Raw genomic sequence first — 14862 nt, forward strand, 5'->3', positions numbered from 1 at the left:
AATTTACTAGCATCGAGTAATTAGGCATCCCATGACGGTCGATACCCAGCAAGAGGGCGACGAACGCGTACACTGGCTACCGATGGTGGCTGCGATCTCGTCCATCAGCGTCGTCGGCATCGCCATCGGCCTCGGCATGCCGCTGCTCAGCGTCATTCTGGAGACGCGCGGCCATTCGGCTTCGATGATCGGCCTCAACACGGCGGTCGCCGGCCTCGCCTCGATCGCCGGCGCCCCACTCGCCACGCCGCTGGCGATGCGCTTCGGCGTCGCCTGGACGATGGTTGCCATGATCGTTGCCGGCGCTCTCGCCTTTGTCGGTTTCCATTTCGCCCCGGACTTCTGGATGTGGTTCCCGCTGCGCATCGTCCTCCACATCGCGCTCACGGTCCTGTTCATCCTGTCGGAATTCTGGATCAGCACATCGGCGCCGCCCCGTCGGCGTGGCCTGGTGCTCGGCATCTACGCCACCGTGCTGTCGCTCGGCTTTGCCGCCGGGCCTTGGATCTTCGCTCATATCGGCAGCACCGGCTTCAGGCCGTTCGGCGTCATCATCGTCCTGGTGGCACTGGCCGCGATACCGGTGCTGGCCGCGCGCAACGAAAGCCCCACCATCGTGGTCGACGGCGAGACCAGCCACTTCCTGCGCTACATCTGGCTGGTACCCACGGCGACTGCCGCCGTGCTCGTGTTCGGCGCCGTCGAGACCGGCGGCTTTGCGCTGTTCCCGGTCTATGGCAACCGCATCGGCTATTCCGAAGCGGATGCAGCCCTTCTCCTCACCATGATCGGTCTCGGCAACGTGTTGCTGCAGATTCCTATCGGCATGATCAGCGACCGCGTCAGCGACCGCCGCTATCTGCTTTTGGCTTGCGCCGCGGTCGGGCTTGCCGGCACCATCTTCATGCCGTTCTTCGCTCAGAATTGGCACCTGATGGCGGCGCTTCTGTTCGTCTGGGGCGGTGTGGTGGCCGCCATGTACACGATCGGCCTTGCCCATCTCGGCTCCCAGCTTTCCGGCCATGAACTGGCCTCGGCCAACGCCGCCTTCGTGCTCTGCTACGGTGTCGGCATGGTGCTCGGCCCGCAAGCCATCGGCATCGGCATGGATGCGTTCGGCCCGTCCGGATTTGGCTGGTCGCTCGGCCTGTTCTTCGGCGCTTACATTACCCTGGTCAGCGTCAGGCTGATCCGCAAGCTCCTGTTGTAACCCGCCGCGGCAAGCCCTTTCCCACAACGCAAAGACATGGCTGCTGACAGAACCGTGTCAGGAGGCCTCAGCTAAAAGGGTGTCCCAAAACACCCGAGTCTGAGGATACTGCGATGATCGACAGCGGCTTTGAAACCACATCGTTACGCATGACGCTTCTGCTGCTTGTCAGCTTCCAGGCCCCGGCAGCCGATGTCGACCGCATCATGGACGCCGTGGTCGCGATCGCCCCGCTCGCCATGGGCAAATACGATCGTAACGCCTATCAAACGGCGCACGGCATCGAACGCTACAGGCCACTCGAAGGTGCTGCCGCCGGCGCCGAAACCGAACTGCGCCGCCGCCCCGGCACGGTCGAGGTCTCGTTCGAACTGCCCGATGACCAGATGCTCGCCGCCCGCGTCGTCGAGGCGATTTTCCAGGCGCATTCCTATCAGGAGCCGGTGATCCGCATTCAGCCGATCCTCGCCAGCCGCTCCAAGGGCCTGGACGACCGCGCCAATCCGAATCGCTGGTGGAACACCACCGGCGACTGGAAGAAAGCGGCAGCGCCGATACCGCAACGCGCGTGATTTCAAGCCAAAGGGCGGCTTGCCTGGGTCACAGCTGGTGCGCCGGGCTTGACTTTCCGGGCACGTTCTTTATGTGTCGCGCCAAGTTTCCCGCGTCCGGGTGTTTTCCCCCGCTCCAGCGGCCAAAACCCCACGAACATAACGGACTGATACAATGGCCAAAGCCGCAAACATCAAGATCAAGCTTCTGTCGACCGCCGACACCGGTTTCTTCTACGTGACCAGCAAGAACAGCCGTACCAAGACGGACAAGCTGTCCTTCCGCAAGTACGATCCGGTCGCCAAGAAGCATGTCGAGTTCAAGGAAACCAAGATCAAGTAATCTGGTTTCTGCATGCTCTGTAAAAACGCCGCCCTTTCGGGCGGCGTTTTTGTTTTGCAGGCTCTGAAAAGCCGGAGACCTTCCGCGCCTTGGCGAGGAACGCTCCTTTTGATTTTTGGAAAAAAGTGGGCCGGTCGGCGTATGGCAGCGGTACGAGGAGGCCACTATGTGCCAAGGCCGGCCGGCCGACCCCACGGACCCAGGAGATGCGGCGGACCTGAGCATCATGGGGTATTCGGAGCGATACGGCTGTCTACCCTCGTGCCCGCATCGCCTTAGTTCTTGCACTGCACATTTGCGCAACAACGCTGGAAAATCAATAGTTTCTTAACCAAGCCTCCCGAATCGCTTGGATTAAGGTAAATTCCTAACCCTGTCGGGTTGACTGCATAATCGGCGGTCCAGCCTACGCCGCCTTGGCGACGACGCGGTTGCGGCCACCGCTCTTGGCTTCGTAAAGCGCGACGTCGGCGCGCTTCATCAACGCCGCGACCGTGTCCGCACCGTTCAGAACCGACGACACGCCGACGCTGACCGTGACCTCGATGGTCTTGCCTTCTTGACCGATGGCAAACGGCAACTGGGCGATTTCGGCGCGAATGCGCTCCGCAACCTTTTCCGCCACCGCGCCGTCCGTATCCGGCATCACAACGACGAATTCCTCGCCGCCGAAGCGGCAGGCAAGATCGATGCCCCTGACATTCTTGCGCAGCCGCCGGGCGAATTCGCGCAACACGTCGTCGCCGCCGTCATGGCCATGCGCGTCGTTGACGGTCTTGAAGCGGTCGAGATCGGTGATCATCACCGACAGAGGCCGCCGCCGCGCCACGGCGCGGTCGAACAGCGTCTGCAGATGGCTGTCGAGGTAGCGCCGGTTGTGCAGCCCGGTCAGCCCGTCGGTCACCGCCATCTCGATGGTCTGGGTGACGCTGGCGCGCAGCTGGTCGTTATAGCGCTTGCGGCGCACCTGCGTGCGCAGCCGCGCCATCAGCTCCTGCTGATCGATCGGCCGCATCAGATAGTCGTTGATGCCGAGTTCGAGGCCGCGGATGATGCGGCCCTCCTCGCCTTCCTCGGCAAGCAGGATGATCGGCAGGAAGCGGGTGCGATCGAGCGAACGCAATTGCGAGCATAGCCGCAGCGGATCGAAATCGGCGAAACCGGTCGAGATCAGCACGCATTCGTACGGCGCCTCGGCAGCCTGGAAGAAACCGGCATGCGGGTCGGTGGCAATGTCGAGCTCGGCGCTGCCCCGCAGCATTTTCTGGACGCGTTCGAAGGAGGATTTGCGCTCGTCGATCAACAACACCTTCGGCGTCGCCTCCTCGGACGTGAAGCTGCGGCTCAACAGCGCCTCGATGCCGATGTTGCGGGTGGTCGAGGCGCGCAGACGCAACTCGTCGGTCAGCGACTTCAGCCTGACCAGGCTCTTGACCCGCGTCATCAGCTGCAAATCATTGACCGGCTTGGTCAGGAAATCGTCGGCGCCGGCCTCGAGGCCGCGCACCCGGTCCGAAACCTGGTCGAGCGCGGTGATCATGACCACCGGTATATGCGACGTCGCCGGATCGCTCTTCAGCCGCTTGCAGACCTCGAACCCGTCCATGTCGGGCATCATCACGTCCAGCAGCACTACATCGACCTTGCCGTTTTCGCAGGTCTCGATCGCATCCAGCCCGTTGGAGGCGGTCAGCACCTCGAAATATTCGGCCAGCAGCCGAACCTCCAGTAGCCGCACATTGGCAGGGATGTCGTCGACGACGAGAATCCGCGCAGTCATTTCACAAGGCTCCGGCTGGAATGGGTGCTGGCATCAGGCGTCACCCAGATAGGATTTAATGGTTTCGATGAAACGCGGCACCGAGATCGGCTTGGAGATGTAGGCCTCGCAGCCCCCTTGGCGAATACGTTCCTCGTCGCCCTTCATGGCGAAGGCGGTGACGGCAATCACCGGAATGGAACGGAGATCGTCATCCTCCTTCAGCCATTTCGTCACTTCCAGGCCTGACACTTCCGGCAACTGGATATCCATCAGGATCAGGTCCGGCCGGTGCTGGCGCGCCAGATCGAGCGCCTCGAGGCCGTTGCGCGTGCGCACCGTCTCGTAACCGCTGGCTTCGATGAGGTCCCGAAAGAGCTTCATATTGAGCTCATTGTCCTCGACGATCATCACCTTCTTAGGCATCGATTTCCCGTCCCGGCCGAGCTTCTGCCTGAAACCCGCCGTCATGCGCCCTTGTCGGAGCACACCAAACCCTCCTTCACTCTACGACAATATGATTGACGAAACGGAAACCCGCAGCTGTAAAAGCCCTTCGGATTCCACCTCGAAAACCACATTGGATTGGGGCGGTGGCTTGTCGCAAGCGACGCTTGCCATTACTGCGGAAAAGAGACTCATTTCCGCAAACCAGAAGGTAATGATGGCAAACGCAGCGTCAATGCGCGAGGAGGCGGAAACCATTGCCGTGAGGGCACTGGGCTTCGTCGCCGCGGACCCCGAACTCCTGCCGCGCTTCCTGGCAATCACCGGCATCGAGGCGCATTCCATCCGCCGGGCGGCCAGCGAACCGGGTTTTCTGGCTGGCGTCCTGCAGTTCATCCTTGCCCATGAACCCACTTTGCTTCGCTTTGCCGAGGAAACCGGCACACCGCCGGCCTCAGTCGGCAAGGCCTTGCGCGCGCTGCCGCTTGGCGGCGATGACCATGAGCATTCGATATGAGCGATGATCCCGAGACGGCACGCCAGATCGCCGAACTTGCAGCCGACGACCGGCCTCTGCTGATCCTCGACGTCGATGATGTCGTGCTTGAATTCATCCGGCCGTTTCCGCATTTCCTGAAATCGCGCGGCTTTGGGCTCACGCTGGCCTCCTTCCGCCTCACCGGCAACATCGCCGAAACGGCGAGCGGCCGGCTGATCGAACAGCCGGAGGTGACGGCACTGCTTGGCGATTTCTTCGACGCGCAGGCCGACTGGCAAAGCGTCACCGACGGCGCTGAACAAGCGCTTGCCAGTCTCGGCGACCGCGCCGAAATCGTCCTTTTGACCGCCATGCCGCACCGCCATCGCGCGGCGCGCCGCGCCCATCTGGACGCGCTCGGACTGCCCTACCCGCTTTTGACCACCGAAATGGCCAAGGGGCCAGCGGTGGCGAAATTGCGCGGCAAGAAGGGCAGGCCGGTGGCCTTTGTCGACGACCAGCCCGCCAACCTCATCTCGGCGCGCAATTCCGTGGCCGATGCGCACCTGTTCCATCTGATGGCCGACAATTCGCTGCGCGCCTACCTGCCGCCGGTGCCGGACGACATCGTCTCGGTCGAGGACTGGCGCGACGCCGCGCCGAAAATCGCCAGCGCGCTCGGGCTTTAAGCCCAAGCGCTTCCGAGCCTGGGGATCACGGCTGCAACTTCGCCCCTGCGCCGCCACTATTGCCTTCGCCAGGGCTCGCATCCTGACCGGCGCCCTCTTCCACGACCGGATCTGGCCCCTTCAGCATGGCGCCGTTGACCGTCACCGAACCGTCGTGCCTGGCGTTGATCACCCATTCGATACGACCATCCGGCAGCGTCTTGGCGAATCCCTTGATGGCCAACGCGCCGGTAAAGGCCTGCGAGGCCTGCGGGTCGGTCTTCGCCGCCTCCTGCAGGCTTGCCACGATCTTGTCATAGCCGGTGACGTCGATGGTCACGTTGGCATCGGGCTTCTCGCCATCGGGAAAAGTCATGTCGCCTTCCAGCGCGATTTCCGCGGCGCCATTCTTGATTGTGCTGTGGCCGATGACGACCTTGGGACCGTTTGCCAGGAAACCCGCTTTGAGCTCGTCACCGAATTCGGGCGATAGCGCCGGCATTTTGTTGAGATCGAAGGCTTCGATAGCCTTCTTTGCCATTGTGTCGAAATCGATGTTGGCGCCGCCGAAATTGAGATCGATGTCGGTGGGCAACAGCGCGACGCTCCAGGCTGGAACAAGATTTTGCGGCATCGAGAGCCCCGAAGCTTTGATCCCGTAATTGATCGTCCCATTGCGGGCGATGCCGTCCATGCCGAAAGCGACGCCCATTTTGGCCGCGCCGAAACTGCCGACCGGGCTGCCGACGCTAATGTCCTTGAAACTGTAGGTTCCATCGACCCGCTCCCATAATGGCAGCGCGGACAGGAGACGCGACTTGAGTTCGGCCTGGTTGGCCTTCAGTTTTGCCTCATCCTCATTGGCTACGGCGAAGGCCAACAAGTTCAGAAGAGGCTTCGTGCGCAGCCCTTTGCCTTTTGCATCCACGGACAAGGACGGCGACTTGAACGTCAGCAGGAGTTTCTGACCGTTGCTAGGATTGTCGGTCGTGACCGACTCTGCAAAATCGGCGATAGTCTGAACCATGTTGAAATCGACACCACCATTCGCACCCTTGGCGGCGCTTATTGTGGCCGTGCCGGCGCCGGTACTCATATCCGTGCGCTGCCTGGCATCTTGCGACGTCATCGTCATGCCTTCCAGCGATGAAATCGCGCTGCTGAAAGCCGCCAACTCGGGATCATAGATACCGACGAACTTGCCGCCCTTGATCGACATCTTCATGCTTTGCGGACCCTGAGGCCCGTCGAACTCCATCGACCCTTCCGGTGCCAGATTGCCTGAAACATCCCACGCGCCATCGCTGCGTGGCTTGGTCAAGAGCGCATAGGGCGCGAGATCAAGCTTCAAGCCATCCTGTTTGCCCAGAAGATCCACGAGCGGCCTGAAGTCGAATGCGAGCTTGTAGGCATCGCCTTCGACCGAGACTTTTACAAATCCAATGTCGAAAGGCTTCTTGCCGAAATAGTGCGCCAGATTGTCGGTAAGTTGCTTGGCGCCCTCGCTGTCGACCGTCTGGCCAAACGCCGGTGCGCTGCAGGCAAGAAGCAAAACAAATGGCAAAACGCGCTTCATATCGATCCTCCACTCTACTGCGGCTGTCAAAACCGTTTCTGCCACTGGTAGGGAAATACCATCACAGCCGCAAGACAAGACCCTTGGGATTGCTGGCCGCCTGCTACAGCACCAGCCGCATCAGCGGCCGGCCGGCCTTGCGTTCGACAAGCCGCTCGAAGCCGGCCTTTTCAAACACACGCGACGAGCCGACGAACAGCCCGATCGAACGCGAATCGCGCGACACATCGATCGGACAGGCCTCGACCAGCCTGGCCCTGTTCTGGCGCGCAAAGGCGATGCCGCCCTCGACCAGGCGATGGCTGATGCCCCTGCCGCGCGCACTGGCGCGAATGAAAAAGCAGGAGATCGCCCACACGCCGGGATCGGTGGCGTCGGACGGATCGACCGGCGCCGAACCCCTGCCCCGATTGTTCCATTCGGGCACGTCGGCGCGTGGGCCGATCTGCATCCAGCCGACCGCCACGCCGTCCTCGAAAGCCAAAAGCCCCGGCGGCGGCCCGACCTCGATTCGCGCCTTGATAAGATCTTTGTTGCGCTGCTTGTCGCTGGCGCGCCGCGCCGCCGGCGCTTGCCTGAAATAGGTGCACCAGCAGCCGTAACAGGCGCCCTGCTTGCCGAAAAGATCCTCGAAATCCGCCCATAGGTCGGGCTTCAGCGGCGCTATGGTCGTGCTCATGCGTTCTCTCCCGGCTAACCGCTTGTGGCGGCTTCCGTCCTGACGTACCATTGCATTTGTTCTCTTTATGTTCGCAGCGATGGCGGCCCCTGTCAACAATCCCGAGCACGGTTTTTGCCGCGACTGCCTGACCCTTCAGCGCAGCGATGCCAGACGCTGCGAGCGGTGCGGCAGTCCCCGGCTCGCCCGTCATCCCGAACTCTACCGTCTGCATCTTGCCCATATCGATTGCGACGCCTTCTATGCGGCGATCGAAAAGCGCGACAACCCGGCGCTAAAGGACAAGCCGCTGATCATCGGTGGCGGCAAGCGCGGCGTCGTCTCCACCGCCTGCTACATCGCCCGCATCAAGGGCGTGCGCTCGGCAATGCCGATGTTCAAGGCGCTCGAAGCCTGTCCGGAGGCGGTCGTCATCCCGCCCAATATGGAAAAATATGTCCGTGTCGGCCGCGAGGTGCGCGCGCTGATGCAGGCACTGACGCCGCTGGTCGAACCGCTCTCGATTGACGAGGCGTTTCTCGACCTTGCCGGCACCGAGCGCCTGCACGGCATGCCGCCGGCAGTGGTGGTGGCGCGCTTTTCGCTGACCGTCGAAAAGGAAATCGGCATCACCGTTTCGACCGGCCTCTCCTACTGCAAGTTCCTGGCCAAGGTCGCCTCCGACTTCCGCAAGCCGCGCGGCTTTTCGGTGATCGGCGAGGCCGAGGCGCTGGGTTTCCTGGCCGAGCAGCCGGTGACGCTGATCTGGGGCGTCGGCAAGGCGTTTGCCGCAACGCTCGAACGCGACGGCATCCGCACCATCGCCCAGCTGCAGCGCATGGAGCGCGTCGATCTGATGCGCCGCTATGGTGTGATGGGCACCCGGCTCTACCATCTGTCGCGCGGCCAGGATGACCGCCGTGTCGACCCCGATCAGGATGCAAAAAGCGTCTCGGCCGAAACCACTTTCGACACTGATATAGCTGAAATGGACGAGTTGGTTCCGGTGCTGCGAGGACTGTCTGAAAAGGTTTCGGCGCGGCTGAAAAGGTCAGGCATTGCCGGGCGCACCGTGGTGCTGAAGCTGAAGACGCAGGACTTCAAGCTGCGCACCCGCAACCGCCAGCTCGGCGACCCGACAAGGCTGGCGGACCGCATTTTCCAGACCGGCCTCGACCTGTTGCGCAAGGAGGCGGACGGAACGAAATACCGGCTGCTCGGCATCGGCGTCAGCGATCTCTCGGATGACGGGAAGGCCGACCCGCCCGATCTCGTCGATGTCGGCTCGCGCAAGCGAGCCATGGCCGAAAGCGCCATCGACACGCTGCGCGACAAGTTCGGCAAGAAGGCGGTGGAAACCGGCTACACCTTCGGCAAGGGCCGCAACGCCAACCCGCCCGAGCCGATCGAAGAGTAATTGGCCTAGATGCGCTGCAGATCGATGCGACTCGTCACCACGCTCTTGCCGGTTTTCGGATCGACGTCGGTAACGGTCAACCGCATTCCGTCGCCGCTGGTTTTCTCGACCGTCAACCGCGCCTTGCGATCGCCATTGACCTCCGTCGCCCAGCTGATGCCGAGATTGATCGCGTTGCCCGAGCGGAGGCCGGCGAGCTGTGCCGGCCCGGTACGCGATCCGACATAGACGCCGGTGTACTTCGCCCCGCTGGCCTTCAGATCCGCGCTGATGGCGCGCGTCACCACGACAAGACCACGGCAGTTGCCGTCAAGCGACAATGAGGTCGACGTCGCATCGGAATTGAAAGTACAGGAAACATTTACCGTCGGTGCGTCGGTGGTGACCTTGACTGTGCCCTTGCCGGAGAAATTACCCTGCAGGGAGCTGAGAAAATCCGCCTCGTCGGCATGGGCCGCCCCGCTCGCAGTTATCAGGCAGCCGGATAGCAGAAATCGCGCGAATGATTTCATTGGTATCTCTCCCCCGTTGATGTTGAAGAACAATGCGTCCAGGAATTGGCCAATATCGGGAACCAACGCCTGCCGTCGTGTCAGGTTCCACTTCCTGCTTGGCTGTTTTGCAACGGGTCTGGCCCACTCGAATGCGTCGCCTAGCGGTTGCGATAGAAGTCCCGGCTTGCGACATAGCGCGCATGGCCCCTGCTCCCTCGATCCCCAAAGCCGCGTTCTGGATGGCGCTGTCGATAGCCTCGTTCCTGGCGATGTCGGTCGCCGGCCGCGCCACGACGGCGGAGCTCAACGTCTTCCAGGTGCTCGAACTGCGCTCGGTGATCGGCTTTTTTATCCTGTTGCCGCTGGTGATGATGAGCGGCGGTTTCGCCGCGATGCGCACGCGGCGACCGCTGGCTCATATCGCCCGCAACGTCATCCACTATACCGGCCAGGCGGCCTGGCTCTATGCGCTGACGCTCATCCCGCTTGCGGTGCTGATCTCGATCGAATTCACCACGCCGATCTGGACCGCCATCCTGGCCGTCAGCTTCCTTGGCGAGAAACTGTCGCGGCCAAGGCTGGCGGCGATCGTGCTCGGCCTGGTCGGCGTGGTGGTGATTGTGCGCCCTGGCGTCGGCTCCATCGATCCGGGCCACCTCGTCGTTCTCGGCGCAGCCGTCTGCTTCGGCATTTCGCTGGTGCTGGTCAAGTCTCTGACGCGCACCGACAGCGTCGTGCGCATCATCTTCTGGATGCTGGTCATCCAGTCGGCGGTCGGCCTCGTGCCGGCGCTCTATGAGTGGCGCAATCCCTCGCTGGCACTCTGGCCGTGGATTTTCGTCATCGCCTTCACCGGCATGTCATCGCATTTCTGCCTGGCCCGCGCGCTCGTCTATGCCGACGCCACCATCATCTCGCCGATGGACTTCCTGCGCGTGCCGCTGTCGGCGCTGGTCGGCTGGCTGCTCTACAGCGAGCAGATCGACATTTTTACCGCCGGCGGCGCCCTGCTGATCCTGATGGGCAACCTGCTCAACCTGCAGCGCAAGGCCGTAAAACCGGCCGAAATGGCGGCGTCGTAGCGATCCACCCGGTCAGTTCCCCTCTTCAGGTGTGTTGAGCAAGTGGCGGATTGCGTAGCGTCCGGTGCGCAAGCCGTCCAGTGGCCAGGGACGTCGTCAGCGTTGCACCTTGCCATCGGGCCCGACGACGCCCCAGGCGGTCGCCGTATCGTAGAAGAACTGCTCCTTGGCGATCCGATCACCGCGCCACTGCTGCAGCGCCACCTCTTCCAGCCGCTGGACGACACCATCCTTGTCGGTCTTGTCGAATGTCCAGCGGATGGCGACGTTGTCGCCGTCGACCAGGAAAGTCTGGACGGGATGCGTGTGCATCTTCTGGAGTTGGTCCAAAACCGATTGCTCGCGCGCCATCAGCATTTCCTTGTCGCGCCGCGGGACGCCGAGATTCTCCTGCATGGTTGCGTCGTCATGGTAGAAGTCGGCGATCGCCTTGACATGGCTGCCTTTGACCACCTCCTTGAGGAAGGCTTCGACGCGTTCGCGGCTGGGCATGATTGTGCGTTCCTTTGAAGTTCGTGCTCAACGCATGTGGTTCAAAGGAGCTTCACTTCAACCATGCGGGGCACGCTGGCCCTATCGGCCGCAATGTCAGGCCCACAACTACGTTACGCAGTGGTGCGCTGGCCGACGTCCATGTGATTGCCGTCGGCATCGCCTGAATATCAGCGCAGCCTAGACGAGTTCGACTTCCACCACACCCGGCACAGCGCGCATCGCAGAGGCGATCTGCGGCGAGATGCGGTAGCGGTTGGGCAATTCGATCTCGACCTCGCCCTGACCGGCCTCCTTGATCAGCACGAAGCTGACCTGGCCCTCCCCCTTCACCGCCAGCTGGCTGGCCAGCATACCGATCGGGGCCGCATCGCGCACGAAAATGCGCAGCGCCTTCTGGATGCGGCTTGCCTCGTCCTCCAGCGACTGCACCGTCTGGATGCGCAGATTGACGCCTTCGGGCCGGTCCTCGGCCGAAACGGTGATCACCACCGAGCGGCCGGGCTCGAGCAGATCGCGATATTGCGCCAGCCCCTCTGAAAACAGCACGGCTTCATACTGACCAGACGTGTCGGAAAAGGCGATGACGCCCATCTTGTTGCCGGTGCGCGTCTTGCGCTCCTGCTTGGTGGTGACGGTGCCGGCAAGCCGCCCGGCGGCGGCACCGCGTTTGACCGCGGCCGAGAATTCGCCCCAGTTCTGCACCCGCATTTTCTGCAAAGCAGCCTTGTACTCGTCGAGCGGATGCGCCGAGAGATAGAAGCCGACCACCTGGAATTCGCGGTGCAGCCGGTCCGCTGCAAGCCACGGATCGGTCGGCGGCAAATTGAGCGCCTGCTGCTGCGCGCCGAGAGAAGCGCCGAAAATGTCGTGCTGGCCCGAAATCGCGTTCTGCTGGGCCAGCGAGGCCAGCCCCATCATCCGCTCGACGCCGGCCATCATCTGGGCGCGGTCATGGCCGAAGCAATCGAGCGCACCGGCCATGATCAGGCTTTCGAAGACCCGCTTGCCGACGATCTTCGGGTCGACCCGTTCGCAGAAATCGGCGAGGTTCTTGAACGGCTTTTCGCCGCGCATCGCGACGATGTGCTCGACCGCCGCGTCGCCAACCCCTTTCAGCGCGGCAAGCGAATAATAGATGCGGTTCTCGCCGACTTCGAAATTGCGGAAACTGGTCATCACCGACGGCGCCACCACCTCGATGCCGAGGCGCAGCGCATCCTGGCGGAAATCGGCGAGCTTGTCGGTGTTGCCCATGTCGAGCGTCATCGACGCCGCCAGGAATTCGACCGGGTAGTGCGCCTTGAGATAGGCGGTCTGGTAGGAAACCACGGCGTAAGCCGCAGCGTGCGATTTGTTGAAGCCGTAGTCGGCGAACTTGGCCAAAAGGTCGAAGATGAAGTCGGCCTGCGGCTTGCCGACGCCACGCTCGACGGCACCGGAGACGAAGCGCTCGCGCTGCTTGTCCATCTCGGCACGGATCTTCTTGCCCATGGCGCGGCGCAGAAGGTCGGCTTCGCCGAGCGAATAGCCCGACAGCTCCTGCGCGATCTGCATCACCTGTTCCTGGTAGACGATGACGCCTTGCGTCTCCTTCACCAGATGGTCGATCTTGGGGTGGATCGAGGCCATCTCCTCTTCGCCATGCTTTCTGGCGTTGTAGGTCGGGATGTTCTCCATCGGACCGGGGCGGTAGAGCGCGACCAGCGCGATGATGTCCTCGATGCAGTCGGGCCGCATGCCGATCAGCGCCTTGCGCATGCCGGCACTTTCCACCTGGAACACACCGACCACTTCGCCGCGCGACAGCATGGCGTAGGTGTCGGGATCGTCGAGCGGGATCGTCGCCAGGTCGATCTCGATGCCGCGGCGGCGGATCAGCTTCACCGCCGTCTCCAGCACCGTCAGCGTCTTCAGGCCGAGGAAGTCGAACTTCACCAGCCCGGCCTGCTCGACATATTTCATGTTGAACTGGGTGACCGGCATGTCCGAGCGCGGATCGCGGTACATCGGCACCAGTTCCGACAGCGGCCTGTCGCCGATGACGATGCCGGCGGCATGCGTCGAGGCGTGGCGGTAGAGGCCTTCCAGTTTCTGCGCCATATCGAGCAGCGTCTGCACGATCGGCTCCTTCTCGGCCTCCTCGGCAAAGCGCGGCTCGTTGGCGATGGCGTCCGCGAGCTTGACCGGATTGGCCGGGTTCTGCGGCACCATTTTGGACAACTTGTCGACCTGGCCGTAAGGCATCTGCAGCACACGACCGACGTCGCGCAGCACCGCGCGCGCCTGCAGCGTACCGAAGGTGATGATCTGCCCCACCTGATCGCGGCCGTATTTCTGCTGGACGTAGCGGATAACCTCCTCGCGCCGGTCCTGGCAGAAGTCGATGTCGAAGTCGGGCATCGACACACGGTCGGGATTGAGGAAGCGCTCGAACAGCAAGGAGAAGCGCAGCGGGTCGATGTCGGTGATGGTCGTCGAATAGGCAACCAGCGATCCGGCGCCCGAACCGCGGCCCGGCCCCACCGGAATGCCTTGCGCCTTCGCCCATTTGATAAAGTCGGCAACGATCAGGAAGTAGCCGGGGAATTTCATCTTCTCGATGATGGAGAGTTCGAAATCGAGCCTCTCGCGATATTGCTCGACCGTGTAGCCCGCAGTGGGTCCATGCGCCGCCAGCCGCGCGTCGAGCCCTTCATGGGCCTGGCGGCGCAGTTCGTCGGCCTCGGCCTTCAGCGCCACCTCATTGTCGGCGACATCGCCGCCGGTAAAGCGCGGCAGGATCGGGTTGCGGGTCTTGGGATAGTAGGAGCAGCGCAGCGCGATCTCGACGGTGTTGTCGATCGCTTCCGGCAGGTCGGCGAACAGCCGTGCCATATCTGCCTGGCTGCGCAGGAAATTGTCCGGCGACAGGCGGCGGCGGTTGTCGGCGGCAACGACCGAGCCTTCGGCAATGGCGATCAGCGCGTCATGTGCGTCATAGTCGTCGCGGGCGGAGAAGAACGCCTCATTGGTGGCGACAAGCGGCAGATCATGGATATAGGCAAGATCGACCGATGATTTCTCGATCATGCGGTCATAGCCGGAAACCCGGTCCAGCTCGACATAGAGCCGGTCGCCAAACAGCGTCTTGAGCCCCAGCAGCCTCGCTTCGGCAAGATCGCGGCGGTCTTCCTTGAGAGCCCGGCCGATCGGCCCGCGCGGCCCGCCAGTGAGGCAGATCAGGCCGTCGCTATGGCCTTCCAGCATTGCTGACGTCAGGTGCACCGGTTCGCCCGGCGGCGTCTCCAGATAGACCTGGCTGACCAGCCTCACCAGATTGCCATAGCCGGTCTCGGTGGCGGCGAGCAGCACCACGGCATGCATCTCCGGCCCATGACGGCGACGGTCGCGCTGCGCGTCGCTGGTCTCCCCGGAAAAGGCGAGATCGATCTGGCAGCCGATGATCGGCTGGATGCCCTCCTTCACCGCCTTCTGGGCGAACTCCAGTGCACCGAACAGATTGTTAGTGTCGGTGACGGCGATGGCCGGGCACTCGTCCTTGACGGCATGACCGACAACGGCGCCGACCTGCAAGGCGCCTTCCAGCAGCGAATAGGCCGAATGCACGCGCAGATGGATGAATGGCCGCGCCGGCGTTTCGGGCCTGCTCATCCTTTCAATGGCTTCCTTTTTCAGCGGATCGCG

At 62.6% G+C, this 14862-nt stretch carries 14 protein-coding genes; 7 read left to right on the top strand and 7 right to left on the bottom strand.

Annotation, left to right across the window (positions count from 1 at the left end):
- Nucleotides 1-31: 31 nt before the first annotated feature.
- The 3 genes from AC1D1N_RS24425 to rpmG all read left to right on the top strand — a co-directional run bounded on the left by AC1D1N_RS24425 (nt 32) and on the right by rpmG (nt 2104).
- On the top strand, nt 32-1210 hold the full coding sequence (locus AC1D1N_RS24425; protein WP_477351559.1) for an MFS transporter: 1179 nt from the start codon (nt 32-34) through the stop codon (nt 1208-1210).
- Between the two features lie 113 nt (nt 1211-1323).
- Entirely contained in the window at nt 1324-1782 is a 459-nt protein-coding gene (locus AC1D1N_RS24430; protein WP_436260167.1) for a YqfO family protein, read from the top strand.
- A gap of 154 nt (nt 1783-1936) precedes the next feature.
- Entirely contained in the window at nt 1937-2104 is a 168-nt protein-coding gene (rpmG, locus tag AC1D1N_RS24435) for a 50S ribosomal protein L33 (protein ID WP_006201775.1), read from the top strand.
- A gap of 406 nt (nt 2105-2510) precedes the next feature.
- On the opposite strand, the gene AC1D1N_RS24440 is transcribed toward rpmG, so the two are convergent.
- Together AC1D1N_RS24440 and AC1D1N_RS24445 are read right to left on the bottom strand one after the other, a co-directional pair.
- Nucleotides 2511-3884: a PleD family two-component system response regulator gene (locus tag AC1D1N_RS24440; protein ID WP_477351562.1), complete on the bottom strand. Its 1374-nt coding sequence runs from the start codon at nt 3882-3884 to the stop codon at nt 2511-2513.
- A gap of 33 nt (nt 3885-3917) precedes the next feature.
- Nucleotides 3918-4289 (bottom strand): response regulator, encoded by a 372-nt coding sequence (locus AC1D1N_RS24445; RefSeq protein ID WP_142864985.1) that lies wholly within the window; start codon nt 4287-4289, stop codon nt 3918-3920.
- Nucleotides 4290-4527: 238 nt separating this feature from the next.
- Here AC1D1N_RS24445 and AC1D1N_RS24450 point away from each other — a divergent pair, with 238 nt between their 5' ends.
- On the top strand, nt 4528-4827 hold the full coding sequence (locus AC1D1N_RS24450) for a DUF3572 domain-containing protein (protein WP_477351681.1): 300 nt from the start codon (nt 4528-4530) through the stop codon (nt 4825-4827).
- Nucleotides 4824-5477, top strand: a complete 654-nt coding sequence (locus AC1D1N_RS24455) for a hypothetical protein (RefSeq protein WP_477351564.1) — start codon at nt 4824-4826, stop codon at nt 5475-5477. Before AC1D1N_RS24450 ends, AC1D1N_RS24455 begins: the two co-directional genes overlap by 4 nt.
- A 25-nt stretch (nt 5478-5502) precedes the next feature.
- Here AC1D1N_RS24455 and AC1D1N_RS24460 read toward each other — a convergent pair whose 3' ends face one another.
- Nucleotides 5503-7032: a hypothetical protein gene (locus tag AC1D1N_RS24460; RefSeq protein ID WP_477351566.1), complete on the bottom strand. Its 1530-nt coding sequence runs from the start codon at nt 7030-7032 to the stop codon at nt 5503-5505.
- Between the two features lie 103 nt (nt 7033-7135).
- The gene (locus AC1D1N_RS24465; RefSeq protein WP_477351568.1) at nt 7136-7711 is read right to left on the bottom strand and encodes a GNAT family N-acetyltransferase; all 576 of its coding nucleotides are present in this window, start codon (nt 7709-7711) and stop codon (nt 7136-7138) included.
- Between the two features lie 67 nt (nt 7712-7778).
- Here AC1D1N_RS24465 and AC1D1N_RS24470 point away from each other — a divergent pair, with 67 nt between their 5' ends.
- On the top strand, nt 7779-9107 hold the full coding sequence (locus AC1D1N_RS24470; RefSeq protein ID WP_477351570.1) for a DNA polymerase IV: 1329 nt from the start codon (nt 7779-7781) through the stop codon (nt 9105-9107).
- A 5-nt stretch (nt 9108-9112) separates the two neighbouring features.
- Here the strand turns inward: AC1D1N_RS24470 and AC1D1N_RS24475 are convergent, their stop codons facing one another.
- Entirely contained in the window at nt 9113-9619 is a 507-nt protein-coding gene (locus tag AC1D1N_RS24475; protein ID WP_436261997.1) for a hypothetical protein, read from the bottom strand.
- Between the two features lie 182 nt (nt 9620-9801).
- Between AC1D1N_RS24475 and AC1D1N_RS24480 the strand changes: the two genes are divergently transcribed.
- Nucleotides 9802-10683, top strand: coding sequence for a DMT family transporter (locus tag AC1D1N_RS24480; protein WP_436260172.1), 882 nt, complete (start codon nt 9802-9804; stop codon nt 10681-10683).
- Between the two features lie 96 nt (nt 10684-10779).
- Here AC1D1N_RS24480 and AC1D1N_RS24485 read toward each other — a convergent pair whose 3' ends face one another.
- A complete protein-coding gene (locus tag AC1D1N_RS24485) occupies nt 10780-11175 on the bottom strand; it encodes a nuclear transport factor 2 family protein (RefSeq protein WP_477351572.1) in 396 nt (131 codons plus the stop codon).
- Nucleotides 11176-11355: 180 nt separating this feature from the next.
- The gene (gene dnaE, locus AC1D1N_RS24490) at nt 11356-14829 is read right to left on the bottom strand and encodes a DNA polymerase III subunit alpha (protein WP_477351574.1); all 3474 of its coding nucleotides are present in this window, start codon (nt 14827-14829) and stop codon (nt 11356-11358) included.
- Between the last annotated feature and the right edge of the window lie 33 nt (nt 14830-14862).

The organism is Mesorhizobium sp. P2_B5, assembly GCF_056404775.1.

Excerpts from the sequence above, each read along its gene's own strand:
- AC1D1N_RS24425 (WP_477351559.1), top strand. The coding sequence starts at position 32 with ATGACGGTCGATACCCAGCAAGAGGGCGACGAACGCGTACACTGGCTA.
- AC1D1N_RS24430 (WP_436260167.1), top strand. The coding sequence starts at position 1,324 with ATGATCGACAGCGGCTTTGAAACCACATCGTTACGCATGACGCTTCTG.
- rpmG (WP_006201775.1), top strand. The coding sequence starts at position 1,937 with ATGGCCAAAGCCGCAAACATCAAGATCAAGCTTCTGTCGACCGCCGAC.
- AC1D1N_RS24440 (WP_477351562.1), bottom strand. The coding sequence starts at position 3,884 with ATGACTGCGCGGATTCTCGTCGTCGACGACATCCCTGCCAATGTGCGG.
- AC1D1N_RS24445 (WP_142864985.1), bottom strand. The coding sequence starts at position 4,289 with ATGCCTAAGAAGGTGATGATCGTCGAGGACAATGAGCTCAATATGAAG.
- AC1D1N_RS24450 (WP_477351681.1), top strand. The coding sequence starts at position 4,528 with ATGGCAAACGCAGCGTCAATGCGCGAGGAGGCGGAAACCATTGCCGTG.
- AC1D1N_RS24455 (WP_477351564.1), top strand. The coding sequence starts at position 4,824 with ATGAGCGATGATCCCGAGACGGCACGCCAGATCGCCGAACTTGCAGCC.
- AC1D1N_RS24460 (WP_477351566.1), bottom strand. The coding sequence starts at position 7,032 with ATGAAGCGCGTTTTGCCATTTGTTTTGCTTCTTGCCTGCAGCGCACCG.
- AC1D1N_RS24465 (WP_477351568.1), bottom strand. The coding sequence starts at position 7,711 with ATGAGCACGACCATAGCGCCGCTGAAGCCCGACCTATGGGCGGATTTC.
- AC1D1N_RS24470 (WP_477351570.1), top strand. The coding sequence starts at position 7,779 with ATGTTCGCAGCGATGGCGGCCCCTGTCAACAATCCCGAGCACGGTTTT.
- AC1D1N_RS24475 (WP_436261997.1), bottom strand. The coding sequence starts at position 9,619 with ATGAAATCATTCGCGCGATTTCTGCTATCCGGCTGCCTGATAACTGCG.
- AC1D1N_RS24480 (WP_436260172.1), top strand. The coding sequence starts at position 9,802 with ATGGCCCCTGCTCCCTCGATCCCCAAAGCCGCGTTCTGGATGGCGCTG.
- AC1D1N_RS24485 (WP_477351572.1), bottom strand. The coding sequence starts at position 11,175 with ATGCCCAGCCGCGAACGCGTCGAAGCCTTCCTCAAGGAGGTGGTCAAA.
- dnaE (WP_477351574.1), bottom strand. The coding sequence starts at position 14,829 with ATGAGCAGGCCCGAAACGCCGGCGCGGCCATTCATCCATCTGCGCGTG.